Here is a 19,776-nt window from a genome sequence, read left to right on the forward strand (position 1 = left end):
TTACAAAACCTCCCGCTTCGTTTGTATTTATTTCTTCTTTTTTATACAGCAAATAATGATGACGCGTACCCGGCAGGCGAACAGATATCACGTGCGTGAATAAGGACGCTTCGCCATGGGTATACAGGATTTCGTTATTCAGAGTGGGCGGTATGGTTCAACCAACCATTACCCGTTACTGCCTAAAAAGCTGAACCCGGCGCGGCCGGATATTCAGATCCCGGATGAAAGCGGCAATATGAATATTGACCAACGGATTTCAACCCAGACGCTGGATGCCTCCGGGCCTGGCAACAGCTGGCGCAATACGTTCAGCGACCTGCTGGATCCTCAGTCAGGCAACGATAACCAGGCAGGGGAATAACAATGGTGGATTATAAGCCGACAAAACAGGTTTTCAGCGTGACGCCCCGGCTGGGAGCGTGCACGACTATCAGTCTGAGCACGGAATGGTTTCCGTGGGACGGCGAATACCCGGCCTGTCCGTCGGCGTATGCGCCGCTGATGAACGGGCAGCGGGCATTTGGTGCCGTGGCGAACGCAATAGCATCAGCGCAGAAAAGTATTGAAATCATCACCTGGGGTTTCCAGGCGTCGATGTATCCGGTTCGTGGCTCGGGTAACAGCTATAAAATGCTGGGCGAGCTGCTGGAAGCCGCAGCAAACCGGGGCGTGCAGGTCAGAATCCTGGTCTGGTTTAATTCGGTAAAACAGAAGTTTGTCGGCAGTAACTTCCCCGGCTGGCAGGCGTATCTGCCGGAAGGGTAGCGCCAGCAGTCAGGCGCGTTCCTGACGAAGGAGGAGCAGTTCCGGCAATGGCTCGACAGGGTGGACAGACACGGCGCAACGCTGCTGGCAACAGGAGCCCGGCTCAGCTACCAGACAGACCGGCAGTATGATTACGACAAACGCTGGCACTTTCGTGCAGACAGCGGGCATATCCCGAATCTGACGATTAAATGCCGCGATATCAGTGAGGTGGATGTCGGCTGGATGTCAGCGTGGCTGAAAGAAAAGGTGCCGGCGCAGTATCGCCTTTCGGGCGATGTTTCGTTTATGCATACGCTGGCCCAGACCACCGGCGCAACCCATCACCAGAAAACTATGCTGGTGGATTACGAAGACCCGGAGCTGGCGGTGGGGTTTGTGATGGGACACAACATGCTGTCGCAGTACTGGGATGACGATGCGCATTCTGACTGCCAGAAAGCGCCGGATAAAGGACGTGACGGCCCGACGGCGTGGCAGGATTTTTCCTCATGCGTCTACGGCCAGGCGCTGAAGGGGATAAATGATAATTTTGCCAGAGCCTGGGCGCGGGATACGGGCGATGAAAGTCTGCTTGCACGAAACAGCATCCCGAAAGAGAACTATTACCCGACCTGCGAGCGCCTGAGCGCGATCGATAACCGCCTGTTGCTGGAGACAGGGCTGACGCCGGTGATGGCCCGCTTCTGCCGCACCCAGCCGCAGGACGGGCGGTATGACATTCTGCGTGGGTTTATGGAGAGCGTCAGAAAAGCCCGCCGCTATATCTACATCGAAAACCAGTATTTTCGCTTTAAGGAGCTGGTGTTGAAAATCCATGAGGCGCTGAAAGAGATCAGGGAGGGCGGGTTTAAGAACGATCTGTATCTGTTCGTGGTGACCAACAGCACTACGGATCCGGATATTGCCGACGGTGGCGTACAGACCTGGAAGATGCTGGATGCGCTGGGGCGCGGCGACAGGATGCCGGGCTATACGGCGGTGCAGTACAATAAGCACACGAAGAATGAGGACAATCCGGTGAAGGCGGAAGACATTCAGCCGCAGCAGATCGCCGGGCTGCAAACGCACATCTGTACGCTGGTGTCAAAAGATTCGCCGGGGAATAATCGCCAGCGCACCTATGTTCACAGCAAGCTGATGATGATTGATGACATCTTTATGATCCAGGGTTCGGCGAATATGAACCTGCGCAGCATGGTGTTTGACAGCGAATCGGCAATCATGATCCAGGATACTGATATCAGAAATATTATTCCGCCGACGAGGGATAAACTGTGGGGGTTGCATACGGCAAATTCGGATGGTTGCACAGGGAATGATTATGCAGGTGTTTTTAAAGGTTGGGGCGATTTAATCGATAGTAATTCAAAGATCGCTAGTACCAATAAAGGTGATTTGATAGCTCCTCTGATTAAATTTATTGATCCCAGCCCCAACCAGAAGGATAAGGATTAAATGATGAAGCGCTTATTCTCAGCTGGTTTGCTGGTGACTTGTCTGCTGGGCATCACCGGATGCCAGGTAAAACATGGAGACAGTATGAATACGAATACAGCAGCCGTTGAGGCAAATCTGGCTTTTACCTGCACCAAAGAGGCTGATCACCTGCCGCCATTAGATCCGCAGGTTGATGCTTTGTTTAAACAGGCCAGAATTATGCAGAAAGCCTCTGGCGCGAAAAATTACGACACTATTGCCAGCCTCTATCGTCAGGCCGTTGCAAAAGACCATTATAAGGCCATGATCAACCTTCAGAATATGCTATACCAGGGACTGGCAAAACCCGCTCATGGTAAAGCTGCACCGGAAGAAGCTGTTGAGCTGTCTGAGAGACTGATGAAGCTGGGCGTGCCGGGAGGTTACTATTCTATGGGCCAGTATCTGGAAAATGGCTATGGTGTTAAACGGGATAAAGCGGCATCGCTGGCCTATTTTCGCAAGGCGGCGGATTTAGGGAGTCCGGAAGGCCAGTATGTAGTCGGTAAATTGTTTATGACGGAACAATTTGAAGATCCTTCAAACCCCGATCCCTATACGATCAAATATAAACCGAATCCGGCTTATCGCCCGGAAATCGGTCGCACCATGCTGGATTGTTCCGCAAATCAGGGTTATGGAGATGCGGCTTACGAACTTGCTTTAGATTATAAGTTTGTCCAACGAAATGATAATAAAGCACTTATGTACTATCAATTGTCCGTTAGATACGGTAATACAAAGGCAGCATACAAGTTGAGTCGTGTTTTTAGTGGTCCAAATGTGTCAGATAAATTGAATTATATGGCGCAACTTAAAGATCTTGAGCGAGCTCAACGTTATAAGTTAATCAAAGATGAGATCGACACTAACCCTTCCGCCCGTTTCCCCGATATCGACAAAATCGTCCCGCTACCACCTGCTGAGCTGCCGAAATGGGACGGTACTTTTGAGTACAAAAAAGAGCCGCAACCGCAATGAGAATAACGCCCGGCCCTAAACTATTCCGCGTCAGGGACTGGTCAGTCAGTGAGGGAATAAATATATGCTCAGTGAATATCTATCTGTATTTATTTAATCCGGATTAATACGTTTTTTCGGTCAGGGCGTTATTAATTCAGTCAGGGCGTGATTCAGGCGTCATTACGCTTTTATCGATCAGGTTTTGTTACCGTTAATTTATTGATCTCTTTTGCGCCAGGAATAGGCTTTACAAAATTAGCCGCTTCGTTTGTATTTGTTTCATCTTTTTTATACAGCAAATAATAATGCCGGGTGCCCGGAAGGCGAACAGATATCACGTGCGAGAATAAGGACGCTTCGCCATGGGTATACAGGATCTCGTTATTGAGAGTGGGCGGTATGGTGCAACCAACCATTACCCGTTACTGCCTAAAAAGCTGAACCCGGAAAGGCCGGATATTCAGATCCCGGGTGAAAGCGGCAATGTGAATATTGACCACCGGATCTCAACCCAGACGCTGGATGCCTCCGGCCCTGGCAACAGCTGGCGCAATACGTTCAGCGACCTGCTGGATCCTCAGTCAGGCAACGATAACCAGGCAGGGGAATAACAATGGTGGATTATAAGCCGACAAAACAGGCTTTCAGCGTGACGCCCCGGCTGGGAGCGTGCACGACTATCAGTCTGAGCACGGAATGGTTTCCCTAGGACGGCGAAGAACGGCGTGGCAGGATTTTTCCTCATGCATCTACGGTCAGGCCCTGAAGGGGATGAATGATAATTTTGCCAGAGCCTGGGCGCGGGATACGGGCGATGAAAGTCTGCTTGCACGAAACAGCATCCCGAAAGAGAACTATTACCCGACCCCTGAACGTCTGGAGGCCATCAATACCCGCCTGAAACTGGAAACGGGACTCACGCCGGTGATGGCCCGTTTCTGCCGCACCCAGCCACAGGACGGGCGGTATGACATTCTGCGCGGGTTTATGGAGAGCGTCAGAAAAGCCCGCCGCTATATCTACATCGAAAACCAGTATTTTCGCTTTAAGGAGCTGGTGTTGAAAATCCATGAGGCGCTGAAAGAGATCAGGGAGGGCGGGTTTAAGAACGATCTGTATCTGTTCGTGGTGACCAACAGCACTACGGATCCGGATATTGCCGACGGTGGCGTACAGACCTGGAAGATGCTGGATGCGCTGGGGCGCGGCGACAGGATGCCGGGCTATACGGCGGTGCAGTACAATAAGCACACGAAGAATCAGGACAATCCGGTGAAGGCGGAAGACATTCAGCCGCAGCAGATCGCCGGGCTGCAAACGCACATCTGTACGCTGGTGTCAAAAGATTCGCCGGGGAATAATCGCCAGCGCACCTATGTTCACAGCAAGCTGATGATGATTGATGACATCTTTATGATCCAGGGTTCGGCGAATATGAACCTGCGCAGCATGGTGTTTGACAGCGAATCGGCAATCATGATCCAGGATACTGATATCAGCAATATTATTCCGCCGACGAGGGATAAGGTGTGGGAATTGCATACGGCGAAGTGGCCGGGGTGCTCGGGGAATGATTTTAAGTCAGTTTTTAAAGCATGGAACGATTTAATTGAGACAAATACAACGAATTGGCAATCTCCAGACGGTGGGGCATTAATAGCCTCCTTAATAAAATTTATCGATCCCAGCCCCAATCAGAAGGATAAGGATTAACTGATGAAGAGATCGTTATCAACAGGTTTATGGGTGACTTGCCTGATAAGTATCGCCGGGTGTCAGGTAAAACATGGAGACAATATGAATACGAATACAACGGCCGTTGAGGTAAATCTGGCCTTTACCTGTACCAGAGAAGCTGATCACGTCCCTCCGTTAGATCCACTGGCTGATATTTTGTTTAAACAAGCGCGGGCGATGCAGAAAGCACCAGGGGCAAAAAACTACGATGCGATAGCCAGCCTATATCGACAGGCGGCAGCGAAAGATCATTACAAGGCCATGATCAACCTTCAGAATATGTTGTATCAGGGACTGGCAAAACCCGATTATGGTAAAGCTGCACCGGAAGAAGCTGTTGAGCTGTCTGAGCGACTAATGAAACTGGGAGTACCGGGAGGTTACTACTCGATGGGCCAGTATCTGGAAAATGGCTATGGCGTGAAACGGGACAAAGCAGCATCGCTGGCCTATTTTCGCAAAGCGGCGGACTTAGGTAGCCCGGAAGGGCAGTATGTTATTGGTAAACTGTTTATGACGGCTCGGTTTGAGGATGCATCAAATCCAGATCCTTACAAAGTACACTTTAAACCCAATCCAGCTTATCGCCCAGAAATCGGTCGTATAATGCTGGATTGTGCAGCGAATCAAGGTAGTGCAGAAGCGGCATACCAGTTAGCATTGAATTATCAATTGATACAAGGGGATTATAAAAACGCTATTAAGTATTTTCAATTGTCCGTTCAATATGGTAATTCGACCGTGGCATATAAACTTAGTCAAGTATTTGAACGTTTGTATTCAGAAGAAAAATATAATCTTAATGTAACTAAAGATCCTGAACGTTCACGTCGTTACAAGCTAATTAGCGATGAGATCGACAGCAACCCTTCCGCCCGTTTCCCTGATATCGACAAAATCGTCCCGCTACCGCCTGCCGAATTACCGGAATGGGACGGTACTTTTGAGTACAAAAAAGAGCCGCAGTCGCAATGAGAATAACGCCCGGCCCTAAACTATTCCGCGTCAGGAACTGGTCAGTCAGTGAGGGAATAATCATACGTTCAGTGAATATATTAAAAGGTTTATTTAATCCCGTTAATACGTTTTTTCGGTCAGGGCGTTATTAATTCAGTCAGGGCGTGATTCAGGCGTAATTACGCTTTTATCGATCAGGTTTTGTTACGGTTAATTTATTGATTTCTTTTGCGGCAGGAATAGGCTTTACAAAATTTCCCGCTATTTTTTTCATCTTTTTTTTATACAGCAAATAATAATGCCGCATGCCCGGCAGGCGAACAGATATCACGTGCGTGAACAGGGAAGCTTCGCAATGGCGATTCAGGACTACATTATTACCGGCGGTAAGTACGGTACTTACAACCATTACCAGTTGCTGTTTAAAAAGCTGAACCAGGAAAGGCCGGATATTCAGGTTTCGGTACTCAGATTTGCCGGGGATGAGGCAATAAGCCGGATACCACGCTATGAAATTGAATTCACCAGTGCCACGCCGGATATCCCTGCAAACCTGTTGATTAACTACAGCGCCCAGTTACTGATGTACCCCGACGGCAAACCTTACGAAAGCCTCAGACCCCGCATTATCCCCGGCATCATTACGCAGTTCCGTCAGTGCAACACCTCCGCCGATGAAACCCGCTACGTCGCCGTGCTGGAGCACAAAATGGCACGCATGGCGCAGGGCCGCAACAGCGCGGTTTTCCTCAACGACAGTATCATCAGCCTGACCGAGAACACCTTTGAGCAGTACCTGATAGACAAGCTGAGCTTTGCCTTTAAGCTGACCGACCGCTATCCGCAGCGTGATTTCATGCTGCAGTACGAAGAATCTGATTACGCCCATGTTGCCCGCCGTCTGGCTGATGGCGGCGTCTCGTTCTACCGCCAGTACGACGAAGAAAACAACGAAGACGTGATTGTCCTTACCGACCATTCACGGGGCTGGATGAAAGGTCCGGAGATCCCGTTCCGTCATCCGGCGGGGCTGTTTGACGGCGGCCTTGAATCGGTGTGGGATATCACAGTGACCCGCCGCGCGGTGCCGAAGCGGGTGAAAACCAGTGACGACAATTACCTGCAGGCGCAGAGTGACATGAAGTCGGAGGTGAAAACCAGTGAGGATTACCGGGCGCTGTGGGCCACCGATTACCGCTGGGCGGAGCACTACCCTGAGAGCGGTAAGGCTTATGAAGAACAGCCAGGGCAGGGGATCTGGTACGCGCAGCGCCGTCAGGAACGCTGGCTGACCGAGCTGGTGACGTTCGAAGGGAAGTCTAACTGCGTTGACCTGCGACCGGGGATGACCATCACCCTTTCCGGCCAGACGTATGCCGATGCGCCGGACGGGCTGCTGATAGTTTCCACCCGTTGCGAGAACATCGCCCGCGATACCGCGTATATGGTGACGTTTACCGCGATCCCATGGAACAGCCAGACGACGTACCGTCCTCCCGTCCTGCCGTGGCCGCAGATGCCCGCCACACTACCGGCGCGGGTCTCCAGTGAAGAAAGCAATGACACCTATTCGTATATCGACAGCCAGGGTCGCTACCGTATCCGCTTTGACCTGGATCTGAAAGAGTGGAAGAAAGGCTTTGAAAGCGGCTGGGTGCGTCTGGCGAAACCTTACGCCGGTGATGCCTGTGGTTTTCACTGGCCGCTGCTGGATGCGACCGGCGTACTGATTGCGTTTGAGAGTGGTGACGGTGATCGCCCGTATATCGCCCACGTAATGCACGATTCCCGCCATCCCGACCACGTTACCCGCTATAACCATAAGCGCAATATCCTGCTGACGCCAGCGGGCAACACCCTGCTGATGGATGACACGCGGGGTCGTGAGTTTGTCCGGCTGTCCACGCCTTACGCCGGTGACACCCAGCTGAATGCGGGCTGGCTGCCGTCAGCAGATGGCGCACAGCGCGGCGACGGTTTTGAGCTGCGTACTGATCACTGGGGCGCACTACGTGCCGGGAAAGGGTTGTTCATCAGTACCGATCTGCGCACGAAAGCCACCTCGCAACAGCTGGATATGCGCGAAGCGAAACGCCAGTTGCAGGACGCTATTACGCTCTCTGAATCCCTGCGTGAAGCCGCTGATAGGGCGAAAGCGGAACTGGCCGACCTGTCGAAACAGAAAGCGCTGCTGTCGCAGAGTATTGATGAACTGAAACAGGCAGCGCTGCTGATGAGTTCGCCAGCAGGCATTGCGATGACCACGCCAAAAACCGTGCAACTGAATGCCGGGGAGAACCTGACGTTTAACGCCGGCAACCAGGCGGACTTCTCGGTGCTGAAACGCATCACGATGGCGGCAGGAAAGGCCATCAGCCTGTTTGCCCGCGAGTCGGGGATGAAGTTCTTCGCTGCGAAAGGCAACGTGGAGCTGCAGGCGCAGAGTGATGAGATGCACCTGACCTCGCAGAAAGACATGACGGTGACCAGCGTTGCAGGCAAAACCATCGTGGCGGCGAAAGATGAGCTGCTGCTGACCTGCGGCGGCGCGTATATCCGGCTCAAGGGCGGCGAGATTACATTTGGCAGTCCTGGCAACCAGACGGTGAAAGCATCGAACTGGGTGGTGACCAGCGGAGACAGCATGGATATCACCAGTCCGACCTGGCCGCAGAGCATACCGAAGCAGCAGATGCGTTTTCAGCTAGGTGGCAGTCCGCAAAGCCCGACAAAAATTCTGGCAAACGAGCCTTATAAGCTCAGTGCCAATGGCGCGCTGTTGCAGCAGGGGCTGACGGATGAAAACGGCGGTATCACGATCGACCACCAGGTTTCTACCAGCAACTATCAGGTGGAGCTTGCCAGTGGTGAACACTACACCATCAGGATGGTGAATGACGGTGAAGACAAGCCGGAAGACACGCTGGCGCACCAGGGATTTCGCGCCGTCGATCCCGGTCAGACGAAAGCTAACAGCAACCTGGGAACGAAGTTCAGCGGCGTCTTTTATCAGTTTCTGAATCCACCATCCGGCGATGAGAATGAATAAGGAACATCAGCAATGAAAAACAAGGTGATGCCTACACCGCAAACCTGTAACGCCGTGCCGGGGAAAACGAAAGAAATTATCATGACGCCGCAGTGGTTGCCGGAAAAGGGGGAGTTTCCGGTTTGCCGTGCGGCGTATGCACCGCTGATCAACGGTGAGCATGCGTTTGGCTCAGTGGCAAAGGCGATTGCGCAGGCGAAAAAGAGCATTGATATCATCACCTGGGGTTTTCAGGCATCGATGTATTTTGAGCGTCCGGGGAAATACGTCGGCGACATGCTGAAAGAAGCCACAAAGCGCGGCGTCCGGGTCAGGGTGATGGTCTGGTTCTCGCCAACCGGTCAGAAGGTTGATCCTAACTTCCCTGGCTGGGAGGCTTATTTCCCGGCAGAACAACAACAGCAGAACAGCCGGTTCAGGAGCCATGACGAGGAGCAGGCGCACTACCAGCAGCAGCGGAAGAACGGTGTACCACTGCTGGCGACGGGGATGAAGCTCGCTTACGAAACGGACAAACAATATGAGTACGACAAGGACTGGCATTATCAGGCCGCGCATGGCTATATCCCTGGTCTTGAGGTACGCCACCGGGATTTCAGCTGGGTAGCCGATCCCTCTTCTGTAAACGCACGTCTGAAAGAGCTGTCTCCGCCCTATGAGGTTAAGGATGACTCTTCTCTGGTGCGGGATGCGCTGCTGAAACTGTATGCCACACATCACCAGAAAATGGTGCTGATTGACTATGAAGAACCCGATCAGGCAGTCGGGTTTGTGATGGGGCACAACATGCTGTCGCAGTACTGGGATACAGACCGACATGAATGGTGGAAACATCATTCACCCGACAGCGGGCGCGACGGGGCGACGGCGTGGCAGGACTTCTCTTCCTGTGTGTACGGCGAAGTGCTCTGGCAACTGAACGATAACTTCGTTGAGAGCTGGGAAAGGGACGCAGGAGACAGCACGCCAAAAAGTGAACGTGCGGGCATACAGCCGGACGTTTTTTTACCTACTCCCGCTCGCCTTCAGGCGCTGAACACGCGGCTGAACCTTCCGGTGCCGCTGAATCCGTCGATAGGGCAAATCTGCCGTACTCAGCCGCAGTACAAACGGTACGATATTCTGAAAGCCTATATGGAAAGCGTCAGGCGGGCGCGAAAGTATATCTATATCGAGAACCAGTATTTTCGTTTTGAAGAACTGGCAGAGCAGATCAGAGATACCGTCAATACGCTAATTGGCTGTGGTCGCGATCCCGATAAACACGGTTATCTGTACCTGTTTGTGGTGACCAACAGTACGGAAAAAGCGAAGAATAGCGCCTGGCCGTCCATTGCCTCTGGCGGTTACCAGACCTACAAAATGCTGGATACGCTGGGGCGGGCCGACTTATATCCCAAATATGCAAAGCTGGATAAAAACTCGACGGTGACGGTTAAGGCGCAGGATATTCCAGGGCTGAAAACGCTTATTTGCACCCTGGTCTCCCCGGACTCCCCCGCCGGGCAACAATGGTATCCCACCTATGTTCACAGCAAGCTAATGCTGATCGATGACACCTTTTTGATTCAGGGATCGGCCAATATCAATCTGCGCAGTATGGCGTTTGACAGTGAGATTGCGATAGCGCTCCAGGACACCGATCAGGATCCAATTATACCGACAGTCCGGCGTAATTTGTGGGGGCTGCATAGCGGTAATAAGGAAGTCGGGGATGATCCTGAGAGTGTCTATAACGACTGGGCGCAACTTATTGCGGAAAATAAAGATCGTTTATCTAAGAAAGGTGAGCCTAAAGTGTCGTTGATTGAGTTTAATGATGGCAGCATCAAGCTGGTGAATCAGGACTAAAAAGGGATGAGTATGAGAACAGTTAACCCACCAATGTTGATTATCTGCGTATTTCTGCTAGCTGCTTGCCAGAGCAATAAAGAGGTGAAAATGAGTACTGCATTGCAAGAACAAAAACTCCAGTTTACCTGCACGAAAGAAGCCGACCATTTGCCGCCTTTAGACACGCAGGCAGATATCTGGTTTAAGCAGGCACGAGCAATGGAGAAGGCTTCTGGTGTAAAAAATTATGATGCAATCGGCTCTCTCTATCGCCAGGCGATAGCAAAAGACCACTATAAGGCGATGCGTAATCTGCAAAACCTGTTGCTGGAAGGCTTGGTTAAACCTTTACCTGGTTACAGCCCCACAGGGGAAGCAGTCGAGATTGTGGAGAAGATGATCAAGCTGAATATCCCGGCAGGCTCTTACGCGATGGGTTATTACCTGGAAAACGGTTACGGAGTAAAACAGGACAAAATGGCATCGTTAGCTTTCTACAGAAAGGCGGCAGATCTTGGGAGTCCTGAAGGGCAGTATGTGATTGGCGATTTGTTTCTGTCTAAGGTATTACCTGACTGGAGTGATAATCCAGCCTACCGACCTGAAATTGGTAAAAATATGTTGGACTGTTCAGCAAACCAGGGCTTCGGCGAAGCCGCTTTCAGGTTGGGGAACTACTACAGCGATGATAATCATAGCGTAGCTTTAAAGTACTTTCAGTTAGCAGTAAAAAATGGCCACTTATTAGCAGCATATAAACTCGAAAAATTATTCAATGGTCCTCGTTCCACTAATGACATAAATTATTTAGGATTGGCTAAAGATCCAGCACGAGTTCATCGTTATGATCTTATTTACAAAGAGCTCTCCAGTAACCCTTCCGCCCGTTTCCCCGATATCGACAAAATCGTCCCGCTGCCACCTGCTGAACTGCCAAAATGGGACGGTACTTTTGAGTACAAAAAAGAGCCGCAGCCGCAATGAGGTTAATGCTCGTGGCGATAAGCCGTAGTCCGCGAAACCGTGCTCAGGCTCTGGTGCTGCTGGCCGGATTACTTTGCTCTTTGTCTGCACTGGCCGCCAGCCTGCCCGATAACTTTCATCGCGTCACAGCGGAGCTTTACCGTTCCGCCCAGCCGTCTGGTATCCAGATGCAGGCGCTGCAAAGCGCCGGAGTGCGTACCGTGCTGAACCTGCGCCAGTGGCACAGCGACAGCGACGAAGCGCAGGGAACATCGCTCATTCTCTACCACGTCAGCATGAACACCGTGGCGTTTACCCGGGACGATATCGTTGAGGCGCTGCGCATTCTGCACCGTTCCGTTAAGCCGGTGCTGGTGCACTGCTGGCACGGTAGCGACCGTACCGGACTGATTATCGCCCTGTATGAGATGGTGTTTGACCACGCCAGCCGGGCTGATGTGCTGGCGCAGCTGCGTCGCCCGGAATACGGCTACCACGAGAATTATTTCCCCCGGATTGCCCGTTATATCGAAACCGTCAATGTGGATGCGCTGCGCCAGCAGGTGCTGAGCATGCCGCCCGTTCGTCCAGTGCAGGGAGAGTAGACCATGCGTGCCTTTGTTCGTCTTGATGATGCCACCGACCATGGCGGTCGGGTGATAACGGCCTCCGGCCCGATGGTGTATGGCAAAAAAGTAGCGCTGGTGGGGGATAAGGTACAGTGCCCACAGGAAGGCCACGGCGTGAACGCCATTCTGCCGGGGAAAACGCGGGTAACCATCAACGGCAAGCTTGCGGCACTGGACGGCTTTAAAACCGAATGCGGCTGCACGTTGATGGCCAGCCTTAAAAACGCCGGAGAGCAGTAACGATGAACTGGTCGCTGCCGGAGATGGTGGAAGCTGAACGGCCCGCCATGCCCCGGTTATGGGTATGGGGTATTGTGCTGTTAGTGATGCTGGTGGGCGGTTTTTTGCTCGCCGTCTATCTTATGGCCGATAACGAGCTGAAAGATAAACCGCATCTGCTGACGGTGGCGGCAGGTGGCCCCTTTCTGCTGTGGCTGCTGCTCTTCGGGTTGCGGCTGATGGCCGCAGAGATTCCCGGCACGGTGGTTGCCGCCCGTAATCAGGTGCTCGGACAGCGGCGTCAGCAGTGGCGGCGCTGGGCAAATCAGGGCATGTGCCTGCTGGCGGAAAATCGCCTCACCGCGCCGGATGAATCTGGCGGAGTCTTTTCTGCCAGTGGTGAACTGCCGGTTAACCAGAATAACCGTCTGGAACTGCATACGTTGTCGGACCTGCCGGTATGGGAACGCCATCAACAGTTACTGACAACCTTGCTGGAGCCGGTGGCCCGCTGGCATCAGCAGCATGCAGGCGGTGCCCCGGTATCGCTTGTATGGACGATTTCGTCACCTGCTGATGAAGACTGGTCGTCGCTTTTGACCACGGTAGCAGAACAACTGTCATTGCCACTCGCATCCGTTGCGCCGCTGGCGAACGACAGCTTTACCGGCTGGCTGACTGCTGCGTGCGATAAGCCACCGCAGGGATTGTGCTGCCTGGTGTTTATTGAGTCGGGTGACCAGGCAAGCCAGGAGTCGGCGGCGTTGCTGCTGGCGTCTGATGCAGAGTGCCGGGCGCTGAAACTGTCGCCGCAGCGCAGGCTGGCCCGTCCGTTGCTGGCTCCCTTTGCCAGACTGGCTGAGGCGCTGCAGTTGCAGTGCTCTCAGCAGCAGACTGCCGATAAGCTGTATACGGGGTGGTACACCGCTGTTCCTGATGCGATGGTGGAAAAACTGCAGCTGACCTGTGCGACTCAGCATCTGGCTTGTGGTACGTCGCGGCTGCATGACGCAGACAGTGCGCTGGGTCTCCCCGGCGTGGCCCGCGAAGCGGTGATGCTGTCGCTGGCGGCTCACGCGTCAGGTGCCGTGCAGCTGTTCTCGTCCGACCAGGGACCATGCTGTCTGTGGCAGGTGCAGATTCCGGGAGGCCGTGCGTAATGGGGATACTCCTGGTGCTGGTGGCCGCCAGTCTGCTTTATCTGCAGCAGACGCTGTGGCTGCCGCACACTCTCGCCAGAGGGCTTCCGGTTCCTTCCGTTACCGGCTGGCTGGTGGTGACGGTATGCGTGCTGCTGGCTTACCTCGCGGTACTGTTCGGATTATGGCACCGGGCACCACACCGCCTGGATGAAGAAGGTATCCCGGCTCCGCCGCTGTCGGAAGACGCGTTGCGGGCGCTGCCGCAGTACCACCTTGACCTGACTGAGCTGAAACAGGCGCTGTATCAGCGCTACGGCTGGCGCTGGAAGCGTCGTCTGCCGTGGCTGCTGGTCACCGGGGCGGTGAGGGATGTGGATGCCGCCGCGCCGGGTCTTGTTCAGCAGGGCTGGCAGTTTGCCGGTGACGTGCTGCTGCTGTGGGGCGGGGATATCGCCAGGGGAGGAAACCAGCCCGACCTCGGAGCGCTTCGTCGTCTGCGCGGGCGTCGCCCGGTGGATGCGATGATCCTTGCCGGTCATCACGACAGCACGCTGACGTCGGTTGTTGCCGGTAAGCAGCTTTATGGTCTGTGGACCATGCAGCGGATGCTGAACTGGCTGCCGCCGCTGTATCGCCTGAATATTCATGCGCTGCCGTGGCCGGGGACGGCATACCGCAAAACGTTCAGTGCGGCCCTGTCCACCACACCGTTCACGGCACAGACGCTGGAAAGCGCACTGGCTGACCTGACAAACGACCTGGTGCCTTACGGTATGGCGGAAGTGGTCGATGATAACCATCATCATTTCTGGCTGTATCTTTCTTCGGTGCTGCGCCAGGGCGGCGCAGAACGCCTGCTGGCGTTCTTTAAGCCGTTCTTCACCGGCTGGCATCCCTTTGCGTTGCACGGTGTGGTGCTGGCGGCCCCGGAAATGCCGGAAGCATCCGACGCATCGCTGGCGTCACGCGACTACCGCTGGCGACCGTCGGTTATCTGGGACGGTATTGCCGCGCACTGCCGGAGATTGCGCGGGCGTCCTGCCGGGGTGGACGGCTGGCGGGTTGCCCGCTGGTCTGCCGCTGGCGTACTGCTGCTCTGTGGCGCGGGCGTCGTTACATCAGCAGTGAGCAATATGCTGTGGCTGCGCCGCGTCAGTGAGCTGGTGGCACAGATTCACGCGGCTCCGCAGGCCTCCCGGCTTGCGCCCCTGCAGCAGGTAATGACGGAACAGGCTGACTGGTTACAGCGCGGCGCGCCCTGGTATCGTCGCGCGGGTCTGGATGTCACCCGCAGGGTAGAGCCGGTGCTACCTCCGGCATGGGAGCAGCTCAGTCGTCAGGTCATTCTTAACCCGGCGCAAACGGCGCTGGAACGACTGCTGGTAACGGACGACGACCAGACCACTATCCGTTACAACCACCTGAAAACGTACCTGATGCTGGCAACGCCGTCCTGGGTGGATAGCCGTGCCGCACAGACTTTTCTGACGCAACAACTGGCGACGCTGTTACCGGACATTTCACCGGACAGCCTGGCGTTCTTTGTTCGCCAGTTTGCCGCACAGCGGACGCTGCACCTTATACCGGACGACGCGCTGGTCGCCCGTGCCCGCCGCAGCCTGCTTGATGCGCTAGCGGGAGCGCAGGCCGAAACGCAGTTGTATCAGCAGATGCTGCATGACGTGAGCCGCAACTATGCCGACATGACGCTGGACCAGTTAACCGACGGCGAAAGCGCGGCCGGACTGTTTACCCTTGATGCAGCGGTGCCCGGCGCCTTTACCCGTGAGGCGTATGACGGTGCCGTTCGTCCGCAGATTGCCGCGCTGGTGCAGACCCGTCGTGAGCAGATATCCCGCGTGCTGGCTGACCCCGCACACCCGGCGGAAGGGGCGCTGTCACCGGAAGGACTGGGCGTGCGGCTCACAGAGCGCTATCTCTCCGATTATGCTGCGGCCTGGCGGTCGGTACTGAACCGCATTCAGCCGGTGGTCTCCGGCGACCCGCTGCAACAGCTGACCCGCCTTGCGGACCGTAACCGTTCGCCGCTGGTGCTGCTGATGCGGTCTCTGACGGCGCAGGGGCTGGTCGCCAGCCCGGATGAACGGCATGCGGTGGTGAACCCGCCGCTGGCACCGGTGTTTGGCGGCATTGTCGGTATGACCTCGCATAACGGAAAGGTGTCAAAGGACGGTATATCGCTCAGCGCCTGGCTGACAGATATCACCCGTTTACGTGACCGGGTACGCAGGCTGGCGGCGCGCTCCGGCAGCACTGAAGTGCTCGCCACCTCGGTTTTCTCCGGGACGCAGATTGATAACGCTGCTGCGGATTTGCCGGAACGCATTACCCGCCAGCTGGGGCCGGAACTGGAGCCGATGGCGGGGGCGCTGTTTATCGCACCCACCGGACAGACCTGGAAAGGCGTGATGCGCGGCGGGATGTCACGGATGGATACGCAGTGGCAACAGGAGATAGTCAACAGCTGGCGACAGCATTTTGACCTCTGTTACCCGTTCAGCGCCAGCGCGACCGACTGTAACCTGGCCGATGTGGCGGATTTCATCCGACCGGATACCGGCCTTATTGCGGAGTTTATCGCTCAGCATCTGCGCGGTGTGCTGGTGTACCGGAGTAACCGCTGGCAGGTTGCCGGTAAGCTGCCACCGGGCCTTGCTGTCAGCCCGCGATTCCTTACCGCGCTGAATCGTCTGAGCCGGGTAGGGAATACGCTGTTTGCCAACAGCTTCGGCCTGCATTTTCGTCTCCAGCCCGGAACAGCGCGGGATGTGGTGCAGACGGAGCTGACCATTGACGGGCAGGACGTGACCTGTTTCAACCAGATGCCGTTCTGGCAGGATATCCGCTGGCCGGGGACGTTCAACAGACCCGGCACCATGCTGTTGTGGACCAGCGTCCGCACCGGGGCGCGTATCTACCGGGAGCTGCCGGGGCAGTGGGGCTTTATTCGCCTGCTTGATATGGCGAAAGCCACGGAGGTGGATAACCACCACATCCGTCTGGTCTGGACCGCACCGGATGGTCTGTCGCTAAATTATTTGCTGGAAACAGACCCGGCGCATAACCCGCTTACCGTACTGACGCTGAAAAACTTTCAGCTGCCGGACGCCATTTTTACCTTCAGGAGATAGCCACTGTGTCAGACCATGATTTTTTGCGCTATTACGACAGTGAGATGCGCTACCTGAAAGAAGCGGCGAAGGAGTTTGCGGAGCAGTTCCCGGATACGGCCAGACAGCTCGGCATCGATTCCATGTCGCTTAAAACCGAAGACTCGGTGGAGCAACTGTTCCAGGGCTTTGCCTTTATGATGGCGCAGGTTCGTCGCAAAATTGATGATGATATCCCTGAGCTGACGGAGCCGGTGCTGTCGCAACTGCTGCCGGTGGTGAACCGTACGCTGCCCTCAACCGCCGTGGTGGAGCTGACGCCGGACGAGCCGGACCCGACCCGTGAAATGACGCTGCCTGCCGGGACCGAATTGCTGAGTTTGCCCGTCAGCACCATGCAGTACCAGCGCGGCAACCGCTGCCCGTACCGGACGGTAAACGACCTGGTGATATACCCCGTTACGCTTGTCACCGTCAGCCGTTATACCCGAACAGAAGGCGGTCATACGCTGCGCCTGCGCTTTACCGTCACGCCGCAGAGCGATGCGCGGCCGCTTACCCTGCACGATATCCCACTGTACCTGAACGGCGAACGTCCGCTGCAGGCCGCGCTGTATCTGGCGCTGAGCCGTCACATCCTACATGTCCGCATTCGCTACAGTGGCGACACCGAGCTTTACCCGCTGGAGGCTACCTTCACGCCGCAGTGGACCACGCCGCAACCGGCATTGTGGCCGGAAAGCGACAGCCCGTCGCTGTGCGGTGAGGTGCGCCCGTTGCTGGAATACTTCAGCAATCCGCAGCGTTACTTTTTTATACTGCTGAGCAGTTCAGCTCCTCTGACGCTGCCGCCGCACTGTTCGCACTTTGAGCTGGATATTGCCTTAAGCGAACTGCTTCCCCTGGATATCCCGGTTCCCGAAGACGCGATTCGCATGCACTGCGTACCGGTGATTAACCTGTTCCGCCTGGCGGGAGAGCCGCTGGTAACGCAACCGGCGAAACTCGATTACCGGCTGAAGCCCCATCGTCTGACCGACGGCCATACCGAAATCTACAGCGTGGACACGGTGAGCCAGAAAGACGAAGAAGACGAAACGGAATACCCCTATGCGGCTTATCGTCACTTTCGTCATAAAGGTGGGATGCTGCAATACGAGAAAGAGTGGCCGGAGCGTTTCTTCCATACCCGCACCTGGCGGGGCGTGAGCGGCCTGCATGAAACGCTGCTGATGCTCGGCGGCAGAATCCACGAACAGCTACCCGGCGTGCGTCTGCTGCTAAACCTCACCTGTACCAACGGCGCATTCCCGCGAATGTCATTACAACAGGCGCTGTTTGACGCACCGTACCAGACCGGGAACCTGGCCCTGAACGGGCGCACTCGCAGTTTCCCTTCCATGTCGTATTACCCGCCGACGCGACCCCGCAACCAGTGGGAAGTGATGTCGCTGCTGCATCCGCGCGCACTGAGCTTTCTTATCGACAACGCGGAAAACCTGCGCCATGCCATCGGCCAGTTTGACTGGACGGGCGAAGAGAATAACCGGCGACGCATTAACGGTATCACGGCGGTTAGCTACCGACAGGCGTTCAACGCCTCGCACCAGTGGCACGGCGTGCGTATCCGTGTCGAACTGGATGAAACGCAGTTCAGCGGCATGGGAGATACGCGTCTGTTCAGCGAACTGCTGGAGCAGTTTTTCACGCAGTACGCCAGCGTGATTCGTTTCATACAACTGACGGTGACGCTCACCGAATCGAAAACCGAATGGACCTGGCCGGAGCGGCGCATTCACAGGGTACTGATGTGATTAACGACGATAACCCGCACAACCTCCCGCCTTTCTGGCGTAACGAAGACGGCCACGACCGCACAGCGATGTTCAACTTTTACCGCTTCTGTCAGCTTGCCGAGCGACTGGCAGGGACACGTCTGGGGGAAGGGGCATCCCCGAAGCCGGACCCTATACGGTTGTTGCCTTATGCGGGGATGGGTTTTCCGGCCGGAGAACTGCGAACCACTGAAACGGATGCAGAGCATCCTGAACGCCCACCGATTGTCCGGGTCAACTTTATGGGCCTTTACGGCGTGGAGTCGCCACTTCCTACCTCACTGACCGACGATATTACCCGTGGTCATGAAGGCCATGAAGCAATGATGGCGTTTCTTGATATCTTCAACCACCGCATTCTGACGCAGTACTACCGTATCTGGCGTAAATACCACTACCCGTCAGCCTTTGAGCCGGGTGGAACGGATGCGGTCTCGCAAAGCCTGATGGCCCTGGCCGGTATCGCCCGCTCTGACAATCCCCCGGCCTCGCGCCTGCTGGCGCTATTGCCGATCCTGTTGCACCCCACTCGTACGGCGGACGGTCTGGCAGCGGTAATAAAAGCACAGGCTGAGCGAACCCGCGTGGAGATTAAACCGCATTACCCGGTAATGATGCCGGTGGAAGAGCGGGCGCAGCTTTCGATGGATAACCCCAGAACGCCTGGGGAACATCTGATACTCGGGGATGAGATGGGTGACGTGAACTACTGCACCTCGGTGGAGTTGTATACCGACGATCCTGAAGAGTCCTGGGGCTGGATGCCGGATGGTCAGTTGAGAAAAGATGTGATCGCGCTCCTGGGGGTTTATCTGGGATGCCATTACGACGTGCGACTCTGGGTGACGATACCGACTCGATTGCTGCCGCGTCCATGTCTGGACGACAGACCGCTATTCTCGGGTTACAACATAATGCTGGGACTCGATGACGGTCCAGTTGACGATGATCTGCCAAAGACCGTCAGAATACCGGTTGGTCAGTTGCGTGACAGTGAATTCGAGCGAAAGCTGCAGCCTGCAAATAGCGATGACGCTGAAAGCAACAAAGAGCTCTTTGCGCTTTGCTAAG

Annotated in this window: 16 protein-coding genes; all 16 read left to right on the forward strand. The window is 55.1% G+C overall.

Features of this window, described 5'->3' with window-relative positions:
- Positions 1-115: 115 nt before the first annotated feature.
- Positions 116-364 (forward strand): hypothetical protein, encoded by a 249-nt coding sequence (locus tag ACVV26_RS10855; protein ID WP_474801511.1) that lies wholly within the window; start codon positions 116-118, stop codon positions 362-364.
- A 2-nt stretch (positions 365-366) separates the two neighbouring features.
- Positions 367-768 carry a hypothetical protein gene (locus ACVV26_RS10860; RefSeq protein WP_474801513.1) on the forward strand — a complete coding sequence of 134 codons (402 nt, stop codon included), beginning with the start codon at positions 367-369 and terminating at the stop codon, positions 766-768.
- A gap of 60 nt (positions 769-828) precedes the next feature.
- On the forward strand, positions 829-2,226 hold the full coding sequence (locus tag ACVV26_RS10865) for a phospholipase D-like domain-containing protein (protein WP_474801514.1): 1,398 nt from the start codon (positions 829-831) through the stop codon (positions 2,224-2,226).
- Positions 2,227-3,228 carry an SEL1-like repeat protein gene (locus ACVV26_RS10870; RefSeq protein WP_474801516.1) on the forward strand — a complete coding sequence of 334 codons (1,002 nt, stop codon included), beginning with the start codon at positions 2,227-2,229 and terminating at the stop codon, positions 3,226-3,228.
- Positions 3,229-3,572: 344 nt separating this feature from the next.
- A complete protein-coding gene (locus ACVV26_RS10875; RefSeq protein WP_474801517.1) occupies positions 3,573-3,821 on the forward strand; it encodes a hypothetical protein in 249 nt (82 codons plus the stop codon).
- A gap of 160 nt (positions 3,822-3,981) precedes the next feature.
- On the forward strand, positions 3,982-4,923 hold the full coding sequence (locus ACVV26_RS10880; protein WP_474801518.1) for a phospholipase D-like domain-containing protein: 942 nt from the start codon (positions 3,982-3,984) through the stop codon (positions 4,921-4,923).
- Positions 4,924-5,007: 84 nt separating this feature from the next.
- The gene (locus ACVV26_RS10885; RefSeq protein ID WP_474801519.1) at positions 5,008-5,922 is read left to right on the forward strand and encodes an SEL1-like repeat protein; all 915 of its coding nucleotides are present in this window, start codon (positions 5,008-5,010) and stop codon (positions 5,920-5,922) included.
- Positions 5,923-6,259: 337 nt separating this feature from the next.
- Positions 6,260-8,953 (forward strand): type VI secretion system Vgr family protein, encoded by a 2,694-nt coding sequence (locus ACVV26_RS10890; RefSeq protein ID WP_474801520.1) that lies wholly within the window; start codon positions 6,260-6,262, stop codon positions 8,951-8,953.
- A gap of 12 nt (positions 8,954-8,965) precedes the next feature.
- On the forward strand, positions 8,966-10,804 hold the full coding sequence (locus ACVV26_RS10895) for a phospholipase D-like domain-containing protein (protein WP_474801521.1): 1,839 nt from the start codon (positions 8,966-8,968) through the stop codon (positions 10,802-10,804).
- Positions 10,805-10,816: 12 nt separating this feature from the next.
- Entirely contained in the window at positions 10,817-11,770 is a 954-nt protein-coding gene (locus tag ACVV26_RS10900) for an SEL1-like repeat protein (RefSeq protein WP_474801523.1), read from the forward strand.
- Complete coding sequence (locus ACVV26_RS10905; protein ID WP_474801525.1) at positions 11,767-12,354, forward strand: tyrosine-protein phosphatase; 588 nt, start codon at positions 11,767-11,769, stop codon at positions 12,352-12,354. The genes ACVV26_RS10900 and ACVV26_RS10905 overlap by 4 nt, the downstream gene beginning before the upstream one ends.
- A 3-nt stretch (positions 12,355-12,357) precedes the next feature.
- Positions 12,358-12,618, forward strand: a complete 261-nt coding sequence (locus ACVV26_RS10910; RefSeq protein ID WP_474801526.1) for a PAAR domain-containing protein — start codon at positions 12,358-12,360, stop codon at positions 12,616-12,618.
- Positions 12,619-12,620: 2 nt separating this feature from the next.
- The gene (locus tag ACVV26_RS10915; RefSeq protein WP_474801527.1) at positions 12,621-13,757 is read left to right on the forward strand and encodes a hypothetical protein; all 1,137 of its coding nucleotides are present in this window, start codon (positions 12,621-12,623) and stop codon (positions 13,755-13,757) included.
- Complete coding sequence (locus tag ACVV26_RS10920) at positions 13,757-16,891, forward strand: ImcF-related family protein (RefSeq protein WP_474801529.1); 3,135 nt, start codon at positions 13,757-13,759, stop codon at positions 16,889-16,891. Before ACVV26_RS10915 ends, ACVV26_RS10920 begins: the two co-directional genes overlap by 1 nt.
- A gap of 5 nt (positions 16,892-16,896) precedes the next feature.
- Complete coding sequence (tssF, locus tag ACVV26_RS10925) at positions 16,897-18,684, forward strand: type VI secretion system baseplate subunit TssF (RefSeq protein WP_474801530.1); 1,788 nt, start codon at positions 16,897-16,899, stop codon at positions 18,682-18,684.
- Positions 18,642-19,775: a type VI secretion system baseplate subunit TssG gene (tssG, locus tag ACVV26_RS10930; protein WP_474801532.1), complete on the forward strand. Its 1,134-nt coding sequence runs from the start codon at positions 18,642-18,644 to the stop codon at positions 19,773-19,775. Before tssF ends, tssG begins: the two co-directional genes overlap by 43 nt.
- Position 19,776: the final 1 nt, after the last annotated feature.

This window comes from Atlantibacter sp. MEI4A-1023, from assembly GCF_056155425.1.

Bases quoted from the DNA above. Each gene is read 5' to 3' on its own strand.
- ACVV26_RS10870 (WP_474801516.1), top strand. From the start codon at position 2,227: ATGATGAAGCGCTTATTCTCAGCTGGTTTGCTGGTGACTTGTCTGCTG.
- ACVV26_RS10900 (WP_474801523.1), top strand. From the start codon at position 10,817: ATGAGAACAGTTAACCCACCAATGTTGATTATCTGCGTATTTCTGCTA.
- ACVV26_RS10915 (WP_474801527.1), top strand. From the start codon at position 12,621: ATGAACTGGTCGCTGCCGGAGATGGTGGAAGCTGAACGGCCCGCCATG.
- tssG (WP_474801532.1), top strand. From the start codon at position 18,642: ATGGACCTGGCCGGAGCGGCGCATTCACAGGGTACTGATGTGATTAAC.
- ACVV26_RS10890 (WP_474801520.1), top strand. From the start codon at position 6,260: ATGGCGATTCAGGACTACATTATTACCGGCGGTAAGTACGGTACTTAC.
- ACVV26_RS10895 (WP_474801521.1), top strand. From the start codon at position 8,966: ATGAAAAACAAGGTGATGCCTACACCGCAAACCTGTAACGCCGTGCCG.
- ACVV26_RS10910 (WP_474801526.1), top strand. From the start codon at position 12,358: ATGCGTGCCTTTGTTCGTCTTGATGATGCCACCGACCATGGCGGTCGG.
- ACVV26_RS10875 (WP_474801517.1), top strand. From the start codon at position 3,573: ATGGGTATACAGGATCTCGTTATTGAGAGTGGGCGGTATGGTGCAACC.
- ACVV26_RS10905 (WP_474801525.1), top strand. From the start codon at position 11,767: ATGAGGTTAATGCTCGTGGCGATAAGCCGTAGTCCGCGAAACCGTGCT.
- ACVV26_RS10920 (WP_474801529.1), top strand. From the start codon at position 13,757: ATGGGGATACTCCTGGTGCTGGTGGCCGCCAGTCTGCTTTATCTGCAG.
- ACVV26_RS10855 (WP_474801511.1), top strand. From the start codon at position 116: ATGGGTATACAGGATTTCGTTATTCAGAGTGGGCGGTATGGTTCAACC.
- ACVV26_RS10885 (WP_474801519.1), top strand. From the start codon at position 5,008: ATGAATACGAATACAACGGCCGTTGAGGTAAATCTGGCCTTTACCTGT.
- ACVV26_RS10880 (WP_474801518.1), top strand. From the start codon at position 3,982: ATGAATGATAATTTTGCCAGAGCCTGGGCGCGGGATACGGGCGATGAA.
- ACVV26_RS10860 (WP_474801513.1), top strand. From the start codon at position 367: ATGGTGGATTATAAGCCGACAAAACAGGTTTTCAGCGTGACGCCCCGG.